The organism is Ensifer canadensis, assembly GCF_017488845.2.
GTDB lineage: Bacteria > Pseudomonadota > Alphaproteobacteria > Rhizobiales > Rhizobiaceae > Ensifer > Ensifer canadensis.
The window spans coordinates 620,323-639,278 of the sequence record NZ_CP083370.1 but is presented as its reverse complement, the minus strand read 5'-3'; the positions used below and the strand labels follow the sequence as shown (position 1 = coordinate 639,278).

Genomic DNA, 18,956 nt, shown 5'->3' with positions numbered 1-18,956 from the left:
AAATGCCTCTTACCCATCCGGAAACGGAACTGCACAATCCGCAGAGCACCAAGCCGCCGCTTGACCCGCATTTGAAGGCGCTCGAAAACGAAGCGATCCACATCTTCCGCGAAGTGGCCGCCGAGTTTGAACGCCCTGTCATGCTCTACTCGATCGGCAAGGATTCCTCGGTGCTGCTGCACCTGGCGCGCAAGGCCTTCTATCCCGGCCGCGTTCCCTTTCCGCTGCTGCACGTCAACACCGGCTGGAAGTTTGCCGAGATGATCACGTTTCGCGACGAGATCGTGAAGCGCTACGACCTCGACCTGATCGAGCACGTTAATCCGCGCGGCGCTCAGGAGAACGTCACGCCGTTCAGCCACGGTTCGGCGCTCTACACCGACATCATGAAGACCGAGGCGCTGCGCCAGGCGCTCGACGCCGGCCAGTATGACGCCGCTTTCGGCGGCGCGCGCCGCGACGAAGAGGCCTCGCGCGCCAAGGAGCGCATCTACTCCTTCCGCACCCCAGACCACCGCTGGGATCCACGCAACCAGCGTCCCGAGCTTTGGAACGTCTATAACGGCATGGTGCGCAAGGGCGAGAGCGTGCGCGCCTTCCCGTTGTCGAACTGGACCGAGGTCGACATCTGGCGCTACATCCAGGCCGAAGACATTCCGATCGTGCCGCTTTATTTCGCCAAGAAACGGCCGGTCGTCGAACGCGACGGCATGATGATCCTTGCCGAAGACCCGCGTCTCGAACTGCTGCCGGGTGAGGCCAAGCGCGAGGAAGTGATCCGCTTCCGTACGCTCGGATGCTTCCCGCTGACCGGCGCCATCCGCTCCGACGCCACGTCGCTCGACGACATCATCTCCGAACTTGAAACCGCGACCGTATCCGAACGCCAGGGCCGCGCCATCGACCGTGACCAATCCGGTTCGATGGAAAAGAAAAAACGCGAAGGATATTTCTGATGACCGCACCAGCAACCGCGAATGCCGTTCAGGAAGACGCAGCCGCTCACGTTCTGGCGTTTCCGGCGTCCGAATCGGTCCGCGCAACGCGCGACAGCCGCCCCCTTCGCCTCATCACCTGCGGCTCGGTCGACGACGGGAAATCGACGCTGATCGGTCGACTGCTTTGGGATACCAAGGCGGTCAAGGAAGATCAGGCGGCGACGCTGCGGCGTGATTCCAACGGCAAGCAGAACGATCTCGGCCTGCCGGACTTCGCGCTCCTGCTCGACGGCCTGCAGGCCGAGCGCGAACAGGGCATCACCATCGACGTCGCCTATCGGTATTTCTCCACCGACAAGCGCTCCTTCATCGTCGCCGACACACCCGGCCATGAGCAATATACCCGCAACATGGCAACCGGCGCGTCGACGGCCGACCTCGCGGTGTTGCTGGTCGACGCCCGCGTCGGCCTGCTCGAGCAGACTCGGCGGCACGCGACGATCGCGACCCTGATGGGCATCAAGCAGTTCGTTCTGGCGGTCAACAAGATCGACCTGACGGACTATGACCGCGCCCGGTTCGACCAGATCAGCCACGAGTTTCGTGAGCTGGCGCTATCGCTCGGCGTGCGCCAGGTCACGGCAATTCCGCTTTCGGCACTGAAGGGCGAGAACGTCGTTTACGACGGCCGCGCTTCGATGCCCTGGTACGATGGCCCGACCCTGGTCGAAGTGCTTGAACTGGCGACGACACGCTCCTCCCAGACCGTCGGCTTCCGCCTGCCGGTGCAGCGCGTCTCGCGCCCGGGCGAAAGCTTCCGCGGCTACCAGGGAACGGTTGCCGGCGGCGCGGTCAAGCCCGGCGACAGCGTCGTGATCCTGCCCTCGGGCATGGTTGCCAACGTCACCAAGATCGTCACCTTCGACCTCGTGCGCAACGCTGCGGTCGCCGGCGATGCCATCACCCTGGTGCTCGACCGCCAGGTCGACGTTTCGCGCGGCGACATGATCGTCGCCATCGACAGCCAGCCGCTGACGGGCCTTGCCTTCGACGCCCAGATCGTTGCGCTGCAGCCTGATGGCATCCAGCCGGGCAAGCGCTACTGGCTGAAAAGCGGCAGCCGCCGCCAGCGTGTGCAGGTGCAGCCGGCAAGCCAGCTGGACCTGAAGACGGGCAAGTGGGAGCACGCAGACCAGTTGCCGATGAACGCCATCGGCAAGGTTCACCTTGCCTTCGACGAACAGGCGATCTTCGACCCTTATGAGCAGAATCGGACGACCGGCGCCTTCATCCTGATCGATCCCGACACCAACAACACGGTGGCCGGCGGCATGATCACGGCCAAGCGCTCGGCGCTCGGCGGCATCCATACGGAAGACGCCCGCGTGATCCTGTCGCTGCCCGCCGATCTCGCCGACCAGCTGATGGCAACCGAGCTGTTTGCGGGTCGTCGCGAGGATGCAGAAGTGCGTCGCGTCAGCGCTGGCCGCGCGAGCGAGATCATCGACACGATCGACGGCTGATCGCCACTCCCCCAAGATCAGAAAGGGCCCACGAGGGCCCTTTTTCCGTTTCTGCTGATCTATTTTTGATGCCTCGCCAGATTGCTCCTACCGCCTCTTCCCGAAACGACCTGCCGCACTACTTCCAAAGAACCGGGAAGGAGGAGCAGCCATGATGCTGGACCATGAACGGGAGGACGTGCCGCGCCGAAGCTTTCTTGGGCGGGCCGTGACGATCGAGGCCTTTGCGCGAAAGTACCGGTTGGACGCTGAGGAAACAAAACGGCTTCAGAGCCAGTTTGGTCCGACGGCCGGTGAGATCGAGTTATTGCAGGCCGCGCGGCGCAACGGAATGCCTGAGGAGTAGCGTTTCGCGCCGCGCCGGATTGCCTTTAAATTACGACCGCTGCTCGATGCTCGGAAGCACCATCGTCAGCGGCGCGGGATCTGTGTGCTGCCAAAGCTGGTATCCGACGACGCTGCCGAGGATGGCAGACCATATGGCGATCTCGCGGAATGTGAATATCGGTTCCTTCAACATCTGAGCCTCACTGGGAGAACGATTGTTGAAGATAATATCGCGCTTATTGTTCACCCTGATAAGACGCCATTCGATGAACAGGCCGTTTCCAATTGAACAATAACGTGACCCGACGTAGGCGGGTGCGGCGTTGGAGACTGCCCCTCACCCGCAGCTTCTGCCACCGCTAGAACGATCGGAAAATGGCCGCACGCGTGACGCCCAAGATGCGATCGTCCCAAAATGGGACACTTGTCGACATTGCTTCACCTTGATTGGCGGTCGCGAATAACTTGGTTCAAATTCACCGGGGCATTTGTAATTTGGCGCGTCGATCATGATGATCGATAGGGCTGTTTCACCGTTTCCAAACGCCGTGGGACAGTCCGCCTGGCTATGCACTTGCAGGCTTTGGCCGTGCAACAAGAAAGGGCCCTTGCGAGCCCTCTCCTGTCATTCGAAGCTGCTGCATGTTTCCTTAAATCCTATTCGATTTAACGATAAAAACATGCAGCCATTCAAAGTGCTACAGCGACCTTTGCGCGTCTAATAAGACGCGCGGCGCTGTAGTTCCCGATCAGCGTGTGATGACCACGGGCTCGACGTTTTCGTCTTCCGTGCGGCTTGCGAAGTAGTTGGCAAGCAGCGCGCCGGAAATGTTGTGCCAGACGCTGAAGATCGCGCTCGGCACGGCAGCCACGGGCGAGAAATAGGCATTGGCCAGAGCCGCGCCGAGACCGCTGTTCTGCATGCCGACCTCGATGGCGATCGCCTTGCGCTTGGCAAGTGACAGGCCGGCGGCCTTGGCGGCGAAGAAGCCGAGCAGATAGCCGAGGCCATTGTGCAGAACGACGACCGCGAAGATCAGCAGGCCGGAGCTGGCGATAGCGCCCTTGCTGGCGCCGACGACGGCGGCAACGATCAACACGATGCCCGCAACGCTGACCAGCGGCAATGCCGGCACCGCGGCCTTGACCAGGCCCGGCAGCAGCTTCTGCAAAAGAAAGCCCAACGCCAGCGGCACCAGCACGACCTTGACGATGCTCATGAACATCGCCATCGCATCAACCGGCAGATACTGGCTGGCAAAGGTCCAGACGAGAAACGGCGTGACGACCGGGGCCAGAAGCGTGGTGACGCTAGTGCAGGCCACCGACAGCGCGACATCGCCCTTCGAGAGGTATGTCATGACGTTGCTCGAGGTGCCGCCCGGGCAGCAGCCGACGAGAATGACACCGGCGGCCACTTCCGGCGACATCGGGATGATGGCCGTCAGCAACACGGCCAGCAAGGGCATGATCAGAAACTGTGAGATGACGCCGATGCCGACCTCGAACGGGCGCTTGGCGACTTCCTTGAAATCGTCGAGCGAAATGGTGAGGCCCATGCCGAACATGATAATGCCAAGCAGCGTAACGATATAGGGCGTGATCTGCTTGAAAATATCCGGGAAGACAAAGCCGAGAACGGCGAAGAGAATGACCCAGAGCGCGAATGTGCGCCCGACGAACGCGGAAAACGATGCGACAGCCTTCAAAATTTTACTCCTTGGCGTGATGAGGGCTGTCTAGGCGCCACAACCGGCGGCTTCAACACGCTTCGAACAAAAAACCGTCAGATATCGCAACTTTGTTTCTATCACGTCACGATAGCCGACATAAACCAGACGTCTATGGACATGGACCGCGTCATGCGGATATCAGGCATTGCCCACGCGGCGGCGCGCAGGATCTCAAGGAGACGAAGATGACCACGGATAAAAAACCGGAGACGACCGTGACCGTCGAGAAGCGCATGAACGGCAAATGGTGCTTCGTCGTCAAGTATCGCGGCGTCACCCATCCGGCTCAGGGCAACTTCTCCTCGATGCTGCAAGCGCAGGCAATCGGCCAATCCGTGCTGAAGGCTTTGGAAAAACAACGCTGAAGACGCGGGGGCCGTCGTGCCCCCCACCCAGCGGCACAGTTCGCTTCCAGCTTGTACTTGATCGCGCCACGGCAGCGAGCCCCGCATGGCTGTGCGGCCGTCATCCCGACTGGTGTTTGGCCGCACCGCGCAAACGAACGGCCAGCAGCCGCCTGCGACTACTCCGTCGCCGAGCGAACGATGTTGCAGAGACCGTCGCGCACGATGTCCTTGGAGGTCACCTGTCCGGCCTGGATGTCGAAGATGGCATCGACGCGCGTGCCGGCACCGCGCTTGCGAGCAACGACCCGCAGCGTCTGGATGCGTCCTGAACCGGTCGTTTCCTGGAATGCGTCGACAGTGCCGAGCGACTTGTTGACCTTGATGCCCGAGAACCCTTCGGCGGCAACGCCCTGGGCAAGCCGCTGCAAGGCCGTGTCGGGTTTCAGCTTGGAAAATTCCTGCCAGGTCTTGTAGCTGATGGCCGTCACCAGCGGCACACCGGATACCTTGAAGTTTTTCTCGCAGCTCTGCGCCTGCGCCAGTCCGTGGCTCGCCAGAACCAGCGCCGATGCGACTATTATCCGCCTAAACAACATTCCCTATCCTCTCGACAACGACAATGTAGTTGCCGAGACTACAACCCTTAGTTATCGACCAACAAGTCGAACATCCACCAATGCACCGTTATTCGACGAACGGCGCGTTCACGCCTGCGAAACGCGCACCAGAGGGAATCACGCGCCGCAATAGAACTTCGAGGAGATGTCGAACACGGAGGAGAATGGATAAGCGGCCAGCGCCAAATTAAGGCGGGCCAATCCGTATGCGGAGACGAACTTCACAAGCCCACGACTTGCGTTACCCTGAAGGCGCCCGCAATCGGTCCGCACTCAAAAACGGGCCGAACAGAAAACGAATTAAGGGATTGATTTAGCTGGTCGGAGTGAGAGGATTCGAACCTCCGACCCCCACGTCCCGAACGTGGTGCGCTACCAGACTGCGCTACACTCCGTGACCAGCGGCGCCTCTATAGAACAGGCATTTGGATTGCACAAGCGCCTATTTCGAAAAACCTTCTCGGTCTCGCCAAAAAAGCCGGTACAGTGGAAAACCCCGGCCGAAACCGCGTTCCGCCTCTTGTCCGACACACCCGTCAGGCACACCAGCAATCGACCAGGACAGAAGGCGACTGCTCGTGCTTGAGGCCGCCCCTTGACGGGGATGGCCCGTGTCGATTGTCTGCTGTGTCCGCTTTTTTGCCCGCCATTGCCAAGGAGTGCTGCCGTGTCGCCCATCATCCGTCCCGTGTCGCTTGCCGCAATGATCCTTGGTCTCTTGGCTGGCCCGGCTGGTGCCGATATTGCCGGACCCTGGGGCTTTGAAGTGGATCTTTCCTTCTCGCAGGCCGCCGCGAGCAAACTTCAGGCGCTGAAGGAAGGGGTCGTGATCGCGGCCTATTATTCCGGCGAGCCGGCGGCGGGCGCAGAAGAGCATGCTGATCAGATCGGCATGATCGATCTCGGCGAGGACAGGACCGAGCGCGATGGCGAACCGGCCGTGGTGGCGATCCCCGGCAAGGGCGACATCGAGACGCGGCTGCATTGGGTCAAGGACGGCGAACCTCTCGTCAACATCAACGTCCATTCCGCCCGTCGCAGCGGCCCGGACAACCTGCTCGATTGCGATGTCTATGACGGTCCGCTGAAGGCGATCGCCGGGAGCGCCACCAAGATCGGCTGCAAGCTGATCGGGGAGTAGACCCACAGGAGCCGCCCCTGACCGACACAGCGGAGCGGACAATGCCTGCGCACCGACGAAACTCTAGCGCTTTCGCGTCTCGGCGAAGACCGCGCCCACCAGAAGCCCTCCCGCGGAGCGATTCGCATCGAAATGGAGCAACGGTTTCCCATGCCCGCAGCGGCGGGCGAAGGGACCAGAAACGACTTCAACCGATCACGTTGCGGTGAGGTTTCCGGGGCCAGATAGGGACTTTCTGCAACGCTTCGCATTTTCCTTAGATAGAATGCAGACAGCGGATTTTCTTTGCCGGCTTTTGGCGCTAGAGGCTCAGCGGAAAGCGCGCAAACTCAGGGGATTGGGGCGCGCGCGCCACGCCTACTTCCGAACGAGAGCCAAAGGGACGAAAACATGAACTTCCGCATGATGACGGTGGCAGGCCTCGCGCTTGTGCTCGCAGGCTGCACCACGACGACGGCGATTTCCAGAAACGCAGTTGAATCGCGTTGGCTCGGTCAGCCGGCCGGCGGCTTCTTCGCCCAGTATGGTCCTCCGCTCTCCGACGTCGAAAGCGGCAGTTCCACCGTCTACAACTGGAAGGGCGGCTATAAGACCCGCAAGACCCCGGCCCAGTACGAAACCGGCAAGGACGGCAAGCGCGGCAAGCGTATCTCCTCGGCCCGCACGGAATATCTGAGCTGCTCGGTGCAGCTGACCGTCTCTTCGGACTATGTCATCCGCTCGATCCGCCTGGTCGGTGACCACAAGCGCGCCGACGGCCCGAGCTGGTGCGAAGAATTCCTCGGCGGCGCCAAGGCGGAAAAGCCGGCTGCACCGGCAAGCTGATAACCGGCGCATCAAGGGGCAGACATTTGAAACCCGCCAGCGTCAGTTGGCGGGTTTTCTGCTTCCTTGGAATAGTCCGCCGAAGCCAGCCGCCCTCGGTTATTGCTTCAGGCAGCCGGACTGGCTGCATTTGCCGGCTGAGCAACCTCTGCCGGCCCAGCGGTCAGCGGCATATCCGCAGCCACGACCCGGTCGCGCCCCTCGCGCTTGGCGCGATAAAGCCTTGCATCGGCGCGCGCGCTGAACGCCTGGAAACGTTCACTGCCATCGCGTTGCGCCAGACCGAAACTCGCGGTCACGCTTTCTGTCGCGCCAAGAACAGGAAAACGGTGAATTGCCAGCCGCTCGCGAATACACTCGGCAACCGCCATCGCCGCATCCACGTCCATCCCAGGTAGGAGGATTGCGAACTCCTCGCCGCCAATCCGCGCGACAAGATCTGCTTCACGCACGCTGTCGCGCAATACGCCCGCAAACGTCGCCAGCACTCTGTCACCGGCCGCATGTCCATGGGCGTCGTTGATCGCCTTGAAATGATCGATATCGCAGAGGATCAGGCTGAGCGGTGCACCCGCATTGCGAAACAGCCTTGCCACTCGCTCCTCCAGCCCCCGACGATTGAGGACACCCGTCAGCGGGTCGACATCGCGCTCGCGCCTGAGATCGTCCATGACATCCGTCAGCGCCGCCGCAAGCAGCGCGAAGGCAAGCGCTGTACCCGCCGCCGCGATCAGCAACTGCATCATGTTCCAGAAGAGCGACGCGCCGAAAGCCTCGATGCTGGCGGTCGCGTCAGTGCCAAATGTCAGCCAGGTGCGCGGGAAGAAGTGGATCGCAACGACAGCCACAACCCAGAACAGGACGCGGTCTACAAGGCGACCATGTCGCAGAGCCCGAATGCGCCAGGCGGTGGCCGCAAGGATCAACCCATACCCAAAAGCCTGCACGTAGATCCGCACCAGAAGGTTCGGCCTGATATAGTAGAAGTACCAAAGCAGAGCGGTTATCACACCGATTGCCCCGAGTGCCGCCTTCCAGCCCATGCCGCGACCTGAACGACGCAGGATGGCCTCCGCGGCAGCAAGCACCGCAAGCGTATAGAGCAGGCCAGTCGGGATGGTATTGGCGCCGATATCGAGGGGCAGCAGCATGATCTGCATAAACGCCGCTGTCGCAAACAATAGGCAGGCGGCAGTCAGAAGCAGCAGATAGTGCCGCTTCTTCTCAATCGACCACGCCCATCCAAAGGCAAGGCCGAATAGCACGAACAGTCCCGGCCATGCCGAAGCGATCGCCGATGCCGCCAGAGGTCCATTCATTTTCCGGCTGTTTCCTCCCTGGCAACCAACGCCTCTCACGCGACGTGAAGACGTGCATCCAGACGTTGCGTGCATGAATGCGGCAGACAGATGGAGGAAAGATGAAAGACGCCCCTAGAATTTTAAGGAGACTCGAGGACCGGGCATACACGGCAACGCGACAGCCATCGTCAAGCGCGACGCCGAACTTGGCATCCGGGACGTTGAGAGGACAGAACGCTTGAAAGAAAAATGTGGCTGGGGCGCCTGGATTCGAACCAGGGGATGGCGGTACCAAAAACCGCTGCCTTACCGCTTGGCTACGCCCCAACGAAATTGGCGAGAAATAGTTTCGCCAAATCGAGCGCCTGATTAGCAAAGCTCGTGCCGCGTCACAATGATTAAGTTTGTGGTTCGAGCGGTTTTGTTGGGCTTTGTTCGCCAGCATACACTTCGCCCTCGGCGAAACGCCAGTGCCCGATGCCGCACCGCCCTTCCCTTCCCGACCGTCACCTCCTATTCTCCGGCGCGAATGGAGACCCCAATGAGCCAGTTTCGCGCCCGTCCGCCCGCCGTGCCCAGCATTCTTGTCGATGACGCGGTCGTGCGCATTACTAGGTGGGACTTCGAACCCGGTGCCGATACCGGCCATCATGTCCACGGTCTCGGTTATGTCGTCGTGCCGATGACCGATTGCCGGTTCCTGCTGGAGGAGGAAGGCGGCAGCCGCCGGGTGGATATCGCCAAGGGAGCGGCCTACCGGCGCGAGGCCGGCATGGCGCACAACGTCGTCAATGCCGGCAGCGAACCGATGTCCTTCATCGAGATCGAATACAAGTGAAGGCCAGGAAACGACGCATGCAGGGCCCCGACTTCGATCTCGACTTCAAGCCGGCACATGGCGAGGCCGTGACCGTTGCCGACGGCGTGCAGCGCATCACCGTCAACAATCCCGGCCCTTTCACCTTTCACGGCACCAACAGCTATATCGTCGGTAATCGCTCGGTGGCGGTGATCGATCCGGGCCCGGAGGACGAAGCGCATTTTCAGGCGTTGATGTCGGCGCTTAGGGGCCGCGAGGTGACCCACATCGCCGTCAGCCACACCCACCGCGACCACTCGCCGCTGGCGCGGCGACTGAAGGCCGCGACGGGCGCGGCAATCGTCGGCGAAGGGCCTCACCGTGCCGCCAGACCTTTGCATGAAGGCGAGATCAACCCCTTCGCCGAGAGTTCCGATATGGACTTCTCGCCCGACATCATCCTTGCCGATGGCGGACGGATCGAAGGCGACGGCTGGGCGCTGACGGGGCTCGCCACCCCCGGCCACACCGCCAACCACATGGCATTTGCGCTCGACGGCACCGGCACGGTCTTTTCCGCAGACCACGTCATGGCCTGGGCGACGACGATCGTCGCACCGCCGGATGGCGCCATGGCAGACTACATGGCCTCGCTGGAAAAGCTGCTGATGCGTGACGACCGGCTCTATCTGCCCGGCCACGGCGGGCCTGTCATCGAGCCGGCTTCATTCCTCAGGGGCCTGCGCGCCCACCGGCGCATGCGTGAGCGCGCCGTGCTTGAGCGCGTCCGCGCCGGCGACGGCAAGATCCCCGACATGGTCAAGGTGATCTATGCCTCCACCGACACACGACTGCATGGCGCAGCAGCCCTCTCCGTGCTGGCGCATCTTGAAGACCTGGTCGAACAGGGACGTGTTGAGACCGATGGACCGCCGTCCCTTTTCGGCGACTATCGCCTGGCGCCGGGAGGGGCTGGCTGAGGATGCGGCGGCAAGCGCACAGCTACCGCGAGGACCCGTCGGTGCCGCGCTTTCCCGACGATCGGCCGGTGATCGTCTTTGACGGCGAATGCATCTTCTGCTCGGGCTGGGTGCGCTTCATGCTGCGCCATGACCGGCAAGCGCGCTATCGTTACCTGACGGCGCAATCGCCGCTCGGCCAGGCGCTCTACCGGCACTATGGCCTCGATACAGAGAACTATGAAAGCAACATCCTGATCGAGAACGGTATTGCGCGCTTCAAATCGGACGGATCGATTCGCACGCTTGCAGGATTGGGCCTGCCATGGTCGCTGGTGAATATCTGCCGCATTTTGCCTGCTGCCCTTCGCGATCCGCTCTACGATCTCGTTGCAAGGAACCGCTACCGCATCGCCGGGCGCCGCCAGACCTGCATGGTTCCGACCGCCGACGAGCGCGGGCGTTTCATCGCGTGAAGGACGCAGCGGAAAGTGGCATGGTCCGTCAGCAAAGCCTCTACCGACGAGTTCTCGGCGCTGAATGGGATCGCTTGCCCACGGCGATCCGCACTCTGCATGAGACGTCGGATGGGCAAGCCATTTTCAGGGGGCGTGCGACCATCGAGCGTGGCAAGGGGTCATGGGGCCGCCTCACCGCCTCTGTCTTCGGCTTTCCCGTGGCCGGCGAGAATGTGCCGGTCGAGATCCGTTTCGAGTGCGCCAATGGTCGCGAGATCTGGACGCGGCGGTTTGGAGAGAAGGTTTTGCGCAGCTCCCAGCAAAAAGCCGAGAACCGGAAGGAACGATTGCTTGCCGAGGGTTTCGGGCCGTTCCGGATCCTGTGCGCCTTGGAGCCTGTGGGAAACCGCCTGCATCTCAGGGTTCGCGGCTGGTCCTTCCTCGGCCTCCCGCTTCCAGCGTTGCTGGCGCCAGGTGGCCGGACGTTCGAGGAAGATCGCGATGGCCTGTTCCACTTCCACGTCGAGGTCGAAAGCCCATTGACCGGCTTGATTGTGCGCTATCGCGGCTGGCTCAAGGCGGACGACGAGGCACCATCGCCGATCGCAAACGTGCGAGACCAAAAGCTGCCTCATGGATCTGGTGGCCACGACGCCCTCATGCAGGACTGAAGCGTCTGCCGGTATTCTGCGGATCAATCGCCGGCGATGCCGAGCAGCTCCGCATCGAGCGCCCGCAGGAACTGGTCGGCGAAGGCGGCGCCGATGCCGAGGTCGTGCTGGCCGTAGCGAGACGCGACGCGCAGGTCGACGAACGTCGTTTCCGCTTCTTCGCGCAGGCGGATCAGCACATCGAAACGAAAGCCGGCAATCAGCGTCCGCCATTCTCCCTGAAGCACGACGTCACTGGAACGCCGCCCTGGAAGGGCGCCCTCCAAAGCCAGCTCCGGTCGGGATTCCGGCACGGGTATGTTCTCCGGCTCGGCGGCGGCGTCCGCCCCGGCATTCGGCCGCACCGCCAGATCCTCGAGATCGGCGCGGGCGTTTTCGACGCCGAGTTCCTGCGTGACGCCGACGCGCGTTTTCTCGACGACATTGCGCACACCTTGGAAAACGCGGTCGAGCGCACCGTCGTATCGTCGTCCGGTCAGGCCGGGATAGGCGATAATCTGCGCTTCGCGGTCCTCGGGCGTCACAGCCGGATTGCGCTTCAGCCAGCTTTCCTCCGTCTGCGGCACCTTCAGCCAAGGCGGCGGCGTCACTGTGTCGGTGCTGACATCATAGATCGCCGGCCGGGTCAGGTACTGCGCGATGCCGAAACCGATGAAACCGAGCGTGGGCGCCGCATAGACAAGGGCCGAGGCGGAGGCGATGCCACCGATCGCGGCCACCTGCCAAAGCCGCGCGAGCCCGACTACGGCAAGCAGGACGCCGAGCAGTGCAAAAGCACCGGAGAGCCCGACCAATCCAAGGAAATGCGGCGTCGTCAACGGGCCGAACCGGTGCGCCAGCAGGGACAGCGCGAAGATCGCAAAGGCTATGCGGGCAAAGCGGCGCGCCCAGTGGGCGGCATAGGAATAGGGGCGCTCGTACCGGACCATCATATAACGGAATCAATCCCCTGCATCGAAACAGACCAGCATTCTTAGACCATGGCCGGGGCCGTGAAAACAGGCAATAGGATGCGGCTGGAGACCTGGGCCGCGCGCCTGCAGCCACTTGCCGCAAAATCGCCATTCTCGTTAACCACCTATCAGAAACTGGAAATATGCCCGTACGCCGGCAAAAGTCGTCGCGAATCGTCAATCGGGGGGCAAGGGCCGACGCTGGGAACGCATCCGGCACGGCAAGATGGAGAGACATCATGGTCGCATCGCAAGCAGCCGTGGCAACAGCCACCCACGCAGCACCGCCTCCGCCGGCTGACGCCCGCATTCCCATGGCGCTGCTGGAGCTGGAGCTTTCGCTCGACGGTTTCTCCGGAAGCAAGGACGATTTCACCGCCTTCATCCGCACGGTTGCCGACAACGTCGGCGGCGAGTTTCTCTTTGCCTTGCCCGCTTCCGGCCTGGTCGACGATTGCCTGAGCATCGCGGTCCTTCGGCTCGGCGGGACCGAGGGCGACGCGTCGCCAATCCTGTTTGTCTGCCTCGAAGAAGAGGGCTCGACGATCCGGCTCGAGCACCCCGGCGAGAACACCCAGGATCTGAAAAGCTTTGCCGAATCCTTTGTCGGCGTGCTTGAGCGCATGTGACCATCCGGACTTGCCGAAAACGGATTGACGGTCGCCCAACGGCTGCCCCATCATGTCTTCATGCGATCGAATCGTGAATGCAAAATCCGTGTTGTGCGTTTCTGCCCTTGGCTTGTAGCTGCGCCGAAGCCTCGGCCCTCGATTGCACGATCCACCCTACCGATCTTTACAGCCATACCCGAAAAAATCAGGGTGGACACGACGGCCCGCCATGCGGCAGAGCTCTGTCCTGCAGGCGGCGGTAAAGACCTGAGCGACCGGTGTACCCAACAGCCTTCTGACAAAAGCTGAGGTTCGGGCACAAGCAAAGCCGGTCTTTCGCCGAGCCGATCTGCATCCGCTCAGGAGGCATGAATACGATGAAGACCAAACTGCTGACCCTTGCCGCCATCGGGCTCTTGCTTGCGGCCTGCCAGACGATGACGCCGGAAGAGCGGCGCGCCGCCGACGGCAACACCTGCGCCTCCTACGGCTTTCGGCGCGGCACCGATGCATTCGCCACCTGCCTGCAACGCATCGAGCTCGACCGCCGCGCCGAGCGGCGCAGCTACCGCTATGACAATGATGTGATGATGTGGGGTTGGAACCGGCCGGTCGTCATTGCACGCCCGGTTATCGTGCAGTCTAAGTAGCTCTGAAACGAGATGCCTACAGCGCCGCGCGTCTTGATAGACGCGCAAAGGTCGCTGTAGCACTTTGAATTACTGCATGTTTTTGTCCTTAAATCGAATAGGATTTAAGGAAACATGCAGTCGCCCCGGGCACCCTTGACCGGGGCGTTGAGGTTATGGCCGGTATCGATGCCGCCTCACGCCTTGCCGTTGATCGCCGCCTGTGCGGCGGCGAGCCGGGCTATCGGCACGCGGAAGGGCGAACAGGAGACATAGTCGAGGCCCGCTTCTTCGCAAAAGCGGATCGAGGCCGGATCGCCGCCATGTTCGCCGCAGATGCCGAGCTTGAGGCCGTTCTTGGTCCGGCGTCCGCGCTCCGTGGCGATCTGGATCAGTTCGCCGACACCGTCGAAATCGAGCGAGACGAAGGGATCCTGCTCGATGATGCCCTTCTGCTGATAGGTCGCCAGGAACTGCGAGGCGTCGTCGCGTGAAATGCCGAATGTCGTCTGGGTCAAGTCGTTGGTGCCAAACGAGAAGAAGTCGGCGGCTTCCGCAATCACATGGGCGCGAAGTGCCGCGCGCGGCAGCTCGATCATGGTGCCGACGAGATAGTCGATGTCGATGCCGGCTTCGCCGATCACCGCCTTTGCCACCGCATCGATGCGCTCCTTGACGTAGTCGAGTTCGGCGCGCAGGCCGACGAGCGGCACCATGATCTCAGGCACGACGGCAGCGCCGGTTTCGCGCGCGGCTTCGACCGCCGCCTCGAAGATGGCGCGAGCCTGCATCTCGGCGATCTCCGGATAGGAGATGGCCAGACGGCAGCCACGATGGCCGAGCATCGGGTTGAACTCGTGCAGCTGGTCGACGCGCTGACGCAGGGCTGACGGATCCAGTGACAAAACACCGGCAACATCAGCGATTTCCTCATCCGTCTTCGGCAGAAATTCGTGCAGCGGCGGGTCGAGCAGACGGATTGTCACCGGCAGCCCGTGCATGATGGAAAAGAGTTCGACGAAGTCCGAACGCTGCATCGGCAGCAGCTTGGCGAGCGCCAGCCGCCGCCCGGCTTCGTCTTCCGCCAGGATCATCTCGCGCATGACATTGATGCGGCCATCCTCGAAGAACATGTGCTCGGTACGGCAAAGGCCGATGCCCTCGGCACCAAAAGAGCGGGCGGCGCGCGCGTCGGCCGGCGTTTCGGCGTTTGTGCGCACGGTCATGCGGCGGCTGGCGTCCGCCCAGGCCATGATCTTTCCAAAATCGCCCGAAAGCTCCGGCTGGAGCATGGCGATCGCGCCCTTCAGCACTTGGCCGGACGAGCCGTCGATGGTGATGATGTCGCCCTTCTTCAGCGTCACGCTCGGCGTGATCAGCAATTCGTTGCGCAGATCGACGCGGATGCCGCCCGCACCGGAAACGCAAGGGGTGCCCATGCCGCGCGCAACCACCGCGGCGTGACTGGTCATGCCGCCGCGCGTGGTCAGAATGCCTTCGGCGGCGTGCATGCCGTGAATGTCTTCCGGACTGGTTTCGATGCGCACGAGGATGACCTTGCGGCCTTCCTTGTCGGCCTGGACGGCCTCTTCCGAGGTGAAGACCATTTCGCCGGTTGCAGCCCCCGGCGAAGCCGGAAGGCCGGAGCCGATGATATCGCGGCGCGCGTGCGGATCGATCGTCGGATGCAGCAACTGATCGAGCGAAGCCGGATCGATGCGGGCGACCGCTTCGTTCTTCGAGATCAGCCCCTCGTCCGCCATGTCGACGGCGATCTTCAGGGCGGCCTTGGCCGTCCGCTTGCCGGAGCGCGTCTGCAGCATCCAGAGCGTGCCGCGCTCGATGGTGAATTCGAGGTCCTGCATGTCGCGATAATGCCGCTCGAGCTTGTCGCAGATCGTGCGGAACTCGGCAAAGGCCTCCGGCATCAGCTTTTCAAGCGATGGCTTGTCGGAGCCGGACGCAATGCGGGCCGCCTCGGTGATGTTTTGCGGCGTGCGGATGCCGGCAACCACGTCTTCGCCCTGGGCATTGACGAGGAACTCGCCGTAAAGCTCGTTCTCTCCGGTCGAGGGGTTGCGGGTAAACGCAACGCCGGTCGCCGACGAATTGCCGAGATTGCCGAAAACCATCGCCTGGACGTTGACCGCGGTGCCCCAGGCCGCCGGGATGCTGTGCAGATGGCGGTAGGTGATGGCGCGCGGGTTCATCCAGCTGGAGAACACGGCGCCGATGGCGCCCCAGAGCTGGATTTCCGGATCCTGCGGAAACGGCTCGCCGAGCGTTTCCTCGATCGCGTCCTTGTAGCGTGTGATGACATGTTGCCATTCGACCGCGGAAAGTTCGGTATCCTGCTCGTGGCCGAGGCGGGCCTTCTCGTCTTCAAGGATCTCCTCGAAGATATCGTGGTCGACGCCCATGACGACGTCGCCATACATCTGTATGAAGCGGCGGTAGCTGTCCCAGGCAAACCGCGCATCGCCGGCGTCGTGACCGAGCGCATGCACGGACTGATCGTTGAGGCCGAGATTGAGGACAGTGTCCATCATCCCCGGCATCGAGGCGCGGGCGCCGGAACGCACGGAAAGCAGCAGCGGACGGTTGGTGTCGCCAAAAACCCGGCCGGTGACTTCCTCCATCCGGCGAATGCCTTCGCGGACCTGGTCGTGCAGGCCCTCGGGTATTTCGCGGCTATTGTCGAAATAGCTGTTGCAGGCATCGGTGATGATGGTCAGCCCCGGCGGCACCGGCAGGCCCAGACTGCACATTTCCGCAAGGTTTGCACCCTTGCCGCCCAGCCTGTCACGATCACCCGCACGCCCTTCGGCCTTGCCCCCACCGAAGGTGTAAACCCATTTCATCATGCCTGCTCTCCACCCAAAAACAGTCTTTTATGACGATTTACAGTATATGCTTCAGCCTGGAAATGCACCCGCCGAAGATTTATGCTGCATTGCATCATTTTTCCGACTGTCGAACGCACTGCGGCGGACTTCGAGGCTCAGCGGATCGTCGCGCGCACCATCTCCCCCTTGATGCAAATCAGAGGCCTGGCGCCGGGGATCGCCGTTCGCGAACTGTCGACCCAGGAGGCCGTCGCCATCACCCGATAATCAATGAAACTTGCCGCATCGAATCCGAGGTGAATGTCGAGTGCCTTGCCGGAGATCTCCACGGTCTCGGACTGCGAGGTCTTCTCATAGATCAGCCGCGCCCGCAGGGCGTCGACATCGAGCCTCACCTGTCCGACGTGCCCCTCGATCGAAACATCAGCTGCCTTGCCCTTGAGCGCCACACTCGAAAACTCCCCCTCAAGCGCGGCTTGGAACGCCGGTTGCTCCACAGAGATTGACGCTCCCTTTTTCAGGTTGGCGCGAAATGCGGTCCTGCACTCCTCCAATTCCGGCCAGGAGGGCGCTGCCACAACGATGTAAAGGGTCGAACCTTCGACGCGCATACGGGTCTCCGATACGCAATCGCTGTAGAACCAGCTGGAATAGAAGGGGGCAAACCAGCCGGACCGCCTGCTCTCGACCGAGGCGCTGAAGGGCAAAGTCTCATCGCTGGTGAGTTCGATTGCGCTTGCGTCGCCGGTGGCGACGATCGCCGTGACGCCGGTGATATCGATGTCCCTCGCCGATGTCTCGGCATTGCTCGCCAGGGCGAGGAGAAGGATGGGGGCGAGAACCATTGCTGGCGGTCCGATCAACATTTGACGCTCCATTCGTGCGGTCTGGCACCATCGCCGGACCGGAATAGCTCGCCTGAAATCGAACGCAGTCGCGACCTTGATCGCGTTTCGGGTCGACCCTGAACGCAATCAAGGGCATCATCCTGCCATCCGCCCACCTCCCTCCCGAAGAATTCTTCCGCTCATGCTGTTTGTACCGCTCCCCTTCGTCGTTTCCCTGCTGCTGATGATCGTGATTGTCCGGATGTTTTGGCAGCGCGGCGAGGCCATGACCTTCGAGCAACGCCTGTTCCTGCTGCTCGTGTGCGCTTATGCACTGCAATCCGTGCTGATCGGCATCCGATGGGGCTACGAAATCCGTACCATCCTCTTGGCACAGGCGATGCTTGCGACGTTCAACGCGGCGCTGGCATGGGTTTGCTTCAGCAGCCTTGCGAGCGATGGTCCGCCACGCCTGGGGCAAATCGCCTGGCACCTCCTGCCCCCGCTCATCGTCGGGGTCATGATGTTTGCCTGGCGCGATGCGGTCGGCACGGCGATCACCCTGTTCTTTCTCGGCTACGGGTTTGCCTTGCTCTGGCTTGCGCGGCGGGGCCCGAACGCACTGGTCGCCTCGCGGCTCGACGGCGTGCTTCGCTCATACCGATCGCTCAAGTTCACCGGGTGGGCGCTGATCGCCTCAGCGCTTAGCGACGTCGCCATCGGCTTCGACCAGCTGCGCAATGGAGGTGCCTATTCCGGCGCGATCGTTGCGGCAGGCAACGTACTCGCCCTGCTCATTCTCGGCACCGCCGCCTCGATCGCCAGCTTCGACACATCGACAGACAGCGGACGGGGGGACGCAGCGCCTTTGCCGCAAGAGCGCACTGCGACTGAAGAAGATGCCGAGATCGTGCGAAGCATCGACGACCTGATGCGCAGGAAAGCGCTCTACAAGGATCTCGAGCTCAACCTCTCGCGGATCGCCCGCAAGCTCGGCGTGCCGGCCCGGCGGATTTCCAATGCCATCAACCGGATCCACGGCATCAGCGTCTCGCAATATGTCAACAACTACCGGGTGGAGGAAGCCTGCCGGCTGCTTTCGGCGACCGACGAGGCAATCACGCAGATCGCCTTCGAGGCCGGCTTCCTGACGAAATCGAACTTCAACCGCGAGTTCCTGCGCGTCACCGGCCAGAGCCCTTCTTCGTGGCGCGAAGAGCAGCGCGTGCCCGAATTTCGCGAAGCGGCATAGAGCCTACTGCACGTTTCCTTAAATCGTATTCGATTCAAAACATGCAGCAATCCAAGGTGCTGCAGCGACCTTTGCGCGTCTAACAAGACGCGCGGCGCTGTAGTTTACCGCGTGGCGCTGACGCAATCGGCCCAGGACTGCACATTGCAGCATCCATCATAAATATCTAATATTACGAAGCGATGAGGGGCACATCGGC

20 protein-coding genes and 2 tRNA genes are annotated in these 18,956 nt (G+C 62.1%); 13 read left to right on the top strand and 9 right to left on the bottom strand.

Going from position 1 to position 18,956, the window contains the following annotated elements:
• The first annotated feature begins 2 nt into the window (after window positions 1-2).
• The 3 genes from cysD to J3R84_RS03035 all read left to right on the top strand — a co-directional run bounded on the left by cysD (window position 3) and on the right by J3R84_RS03035 (window position 2,807).
• A complete protein-coding gene (gene cysD, locus J3R84_RS03045; RefSeq protein WP_057211498.1) occupies window positions 3-956 on the top strand; it encodes a sulfate adenylyltransferase subunit CysD in 954 nt (317 codons plus the stop codon).
• Entirely contained in the window at window positions 956-2,461 is a 1,506-nt protein-coding gene (cysN, locus tag J3R84_RS03040) for a sulfate adenylyltransferase subunit CysN (RefSeq protein ID WP_025426223.1), read from the top strand. Before cysD ends, cysN begins: the two co-directional genes overlap by 1 nt.
• 151 nt (window positions 2,462-2,612) lie before the next feature.
• Entirely contained in the window at window positions 2,613-2,807 is a 195-nt protein-coding gene (locus J3R84_RS03035; protein ID WP_107026871.1) for a hypothetical protein, read from the top strand.
• 30 nt (window positions 2,808-2,837) lie between these two features.
• On the opposite strand, the gene J3R84_RS03030 is transcribed toward J3R84_RS03035, so the two are convergent.
• Both J3R84_RS03030 and J3R84_RS03025 read right to left on the bottom strand, forming a co-directional pair.
• Window positions 2,838-2,981: a hypothetical protein gene (locus tag J3R84_RS03030; protein ID WP_164474926.1), complete on the bottom strand. Its 144-nt coding sequence runs from the start codon at window positions 2,979-2,981 to the stop codon at window positions 2,838-2,840.
• Window positions 2,982-3,537: 556 nt separating this feature from the next.
• The gene (locus J3R84_RS03025; protein ID WP_025426221.1) at window positions 3,538-4,497 is read right to left on the bottom strand and encodes a bile acid:sodium symporter family protein; all 960 of its coding nucleotides are present in this window, start codon (window positions 4,495-4,497) and stop codon (window positions 3,538-3,540) included.
• 209 nt (window positions 4,498-4,706) lie between these two features.
• Here J3R84_RS03025 and J3R84_RS03020 point away from each other — a divergent pair, with 209 nt between their 5' ends.
• Complete coding sequence (locus tag J3R84_RS03020; RefSeq protein ID WP_025426220.1) at window positions 4,707-4,886, top strand: hypothetical protein; 180 nt, start codon at window positions 4,707-4,709, stop codon at window positions 4,884-4,886.
• 158 nt (window positions 4,887-5,044) lie between these two features.
• Here J3R84_RS03020 and J3R84_RS03015 read toward each other — a convergent pair whose 3' ends face one another.
• On the bottom strand, window positions 5,045-5,464 hold the full coding sequence (locus J3R84_RS03015; protein ID WP_057211502.1) for a hypothetical protein: 420 nt from the start codon (window positions 5,462-5,464) through the stop codon (window positions 5,045-5,047).
• 339 nt (window positions 5,465-5,803) lie between these two features.
• A tRNA-Pro gene (locus tag J3R84_RS03010) sits at window positions 5,804-5,880 on the bottom strand.
• A 272-nt stretch (window positions 5,881-6,152) separates the two neighbouring features.
• Here J3R84_RS03010 and J3R84_RS03005 point away from each other — a divergent pair.
• Both J3R84_RS03005 and J3R84_RS03000 read left to right on the top strand, forming a co-directional pair.
• Complete coding sequence (locus J3R84_RS03005; protein ID WP_203527606.1) at window positions 6,153-6,626, top strand: hypothetical protein; 474 nt, start codon at window positions 6,153-6,155, stop codon at window positions 6,624-6,626.
• A 390-nt stretch (window positions 6,627-7,016) separates the two neighbouring features.
• On the top strand, window positions 7,017-7,451 hold the full coding sequence (locus tag J3R84_RS03000) for a hypothetical protein (RefSeq protein ID WP_025426217.1): 435 nt from the start codon (window positions 7,017-7,019) through the stop codon (window positions 7,449-7,451).
• A 107-nt stretch (window positions 7,452-7,558) separates the two neighbouring features.
• On the opposite strand, the gene J3R84_RS02995 is transcribed toward J3R84_RS03000, so the two are convergent.
• A complete protein-coding gene (locus J3R84_RS02995) occupies window positions 7,559-8,770 on the bottom strand; it encodes a GGDEF domain-containing protein (RefSeq protein ID WP_203527608.1) in 1,212 nt (403 codons plus the stop codon).
• Window positions 8,771-9,004: 234 nt separating this feature from the next.
• Window positions 9,005-9,079, bottom strand: a tRNA-Gln gene (locus J3R84_RS02990).
• A 214-nt stretch (window positions 9,080-9,293) separates the two neighbouring features.
• Here J3R84_RS02990 and J3R84_RS02985 point away from each other — a divergent pair.
• Genes J3R84_RS02985 through J3R84_RS02970 form a run of 4 tightly spaced genes read left to right on the top strand, consistent with a single transcriptional unit; the run spans window position 9,294 to window position 11,639 of the window.
• On the top strand, window positions 9,294-9,590 hold the full coding sequence (locus J3R84_RS02985; RefSeq protein WP_025426215.1) for a cupin domain-containing protein: 297 nt from the start codon (window positions 9,294-9,296) through the stop codon (window positions 9,588-9,590).
• A 17-nt stretch (window positions 9,591-9,607) separates the two neighbouring features.
• On the top strand, window positions 9,608-10,531 hold the full coding sequence (locus J3R84_RS02980) for an MBL fold metallo-hydrolase (protein WP_025426214.1): 924 nt from the start codon (window positions 9,608-9,610) through the stop codon (window positions 10,529-10,531).
• Between the two features lie 2 nt (window positions 10,532-10,533).
• Window positions 10,534-10,986 carry a thiol-disulfide oxidoreductase DCC family protein gene (locus J3R84_RS02975; RefSeq protein WP_025426213.1) on the top strand — a complete coding sequence of 151 codons (453 nt, stop codon included), beginning with the start codon at window positions 10,534-10,536 and terminating at the stop codon, window positions 10,984-10,986.
• A gap of 20 nt (window positions 10,987-11,006) precedes the next feature.
• Window positions 11,007-11,639, top strand: coding sequence for a DUF4166 domain-containing protein (locus tag J3R84_RS02970; RefSeq protein ID WP_057211504.1), 633 nt, complete (start codon window positions 11,007-11,009; stop codon window positions 11,637-11,639).
• Between the two features lie 23 nt (window positions 11,640-11,662).
• On the opposite strand, the gene J3R84_RS02965 is transcribed toward J3R84_RS02970, so the two are convergent.
• Window positions 11,663-12,571: a DUF1499 domain-containing protein gene (locus J3R84_RS02965; protein WP_025426211.1), complete on the bottom strand. Its 909-nt coding sequence runs from the start codon at window positions 12,569-12,571 to the stop codon at window positions 11,663-11,665.
• 260 nt (window positions 12,572-12,831) lie between these two features.
• Here J3R84_RS02965 and J3R84_RS02960 point away from each other — a divergent pair, with 260 nt between their 5' ends.
• On the top strand, window positions 12,832-13,221 hold the full coding sequence (locus J3R84_RS02960; protein WP_025426210.1) for a hypothetical protein: 390 nt from the start codon (window positions 12,832-12,834) through the stop codon (window positions 13,219-13,221).
• 350 nt (window positions 13,222-13,571) lie between these two features.
• A complete protein-coding gene (locus tag J3R84_RS02955; RefSeq protein WP_025426209.1) occupies window positions 13,572-13,853 on the top strand; it encodes a hypothetical protein in 282 nt (93 codons plus the stop codon).
• A gap of 176 nt (window positions 13,854-14,029) precedes the next feature.
• Here the strand turns inward: J3R84_RS02955 and ppdK are convergent, their stop codons facing one another.
• Window positions 14,030-16,696 carry a pyruvate, phosphate dikinase gene (gene ppdK, locus J3R84_RS02950; protein ID WP_025426208.1) on the bottom strand — a complete coding sequence of 889 codons (2,667 nt, stop codon included), beginning with the start codon at window positions 16,694-16,696 and terminating at the stop codon, window positions 14,030-14,032.
• A gap of 137 nt (window positions 16,697-16,833) precedes the next feature.
• The gene (locus J3R84_RS02945; RefSeq protein ID WP_025426207.1) at window positions 16,834-17,544 is read right to left on the bottom strand and encodes a hypothetical protein; all 711 of its coding nucleotides are present in this window, start codon (window positions 17,542-17,544) and stop codon (window positions 16,834-16,836) included.
• A gap of 163 nt (window positions 17,545-17,707) precedes the next feature.
• Between J3R84_RS02945 and J3R84_RS02940 the strand changes: the two genes are divergently transcribed.
• Window positions 17,708-18,757, top strand: a complete 1,050-nt coding sequence (locus tag J3R84_RS02940; RefSeq protein WP_025426206.1) for a helix-turn-helix domain-containing protein — start codon at window positions 17,708-17,710, stop codon at window positions 18,755-18,757.
• Window positions 18,758-18,956 lie beyond the last annotated feature (199 nt).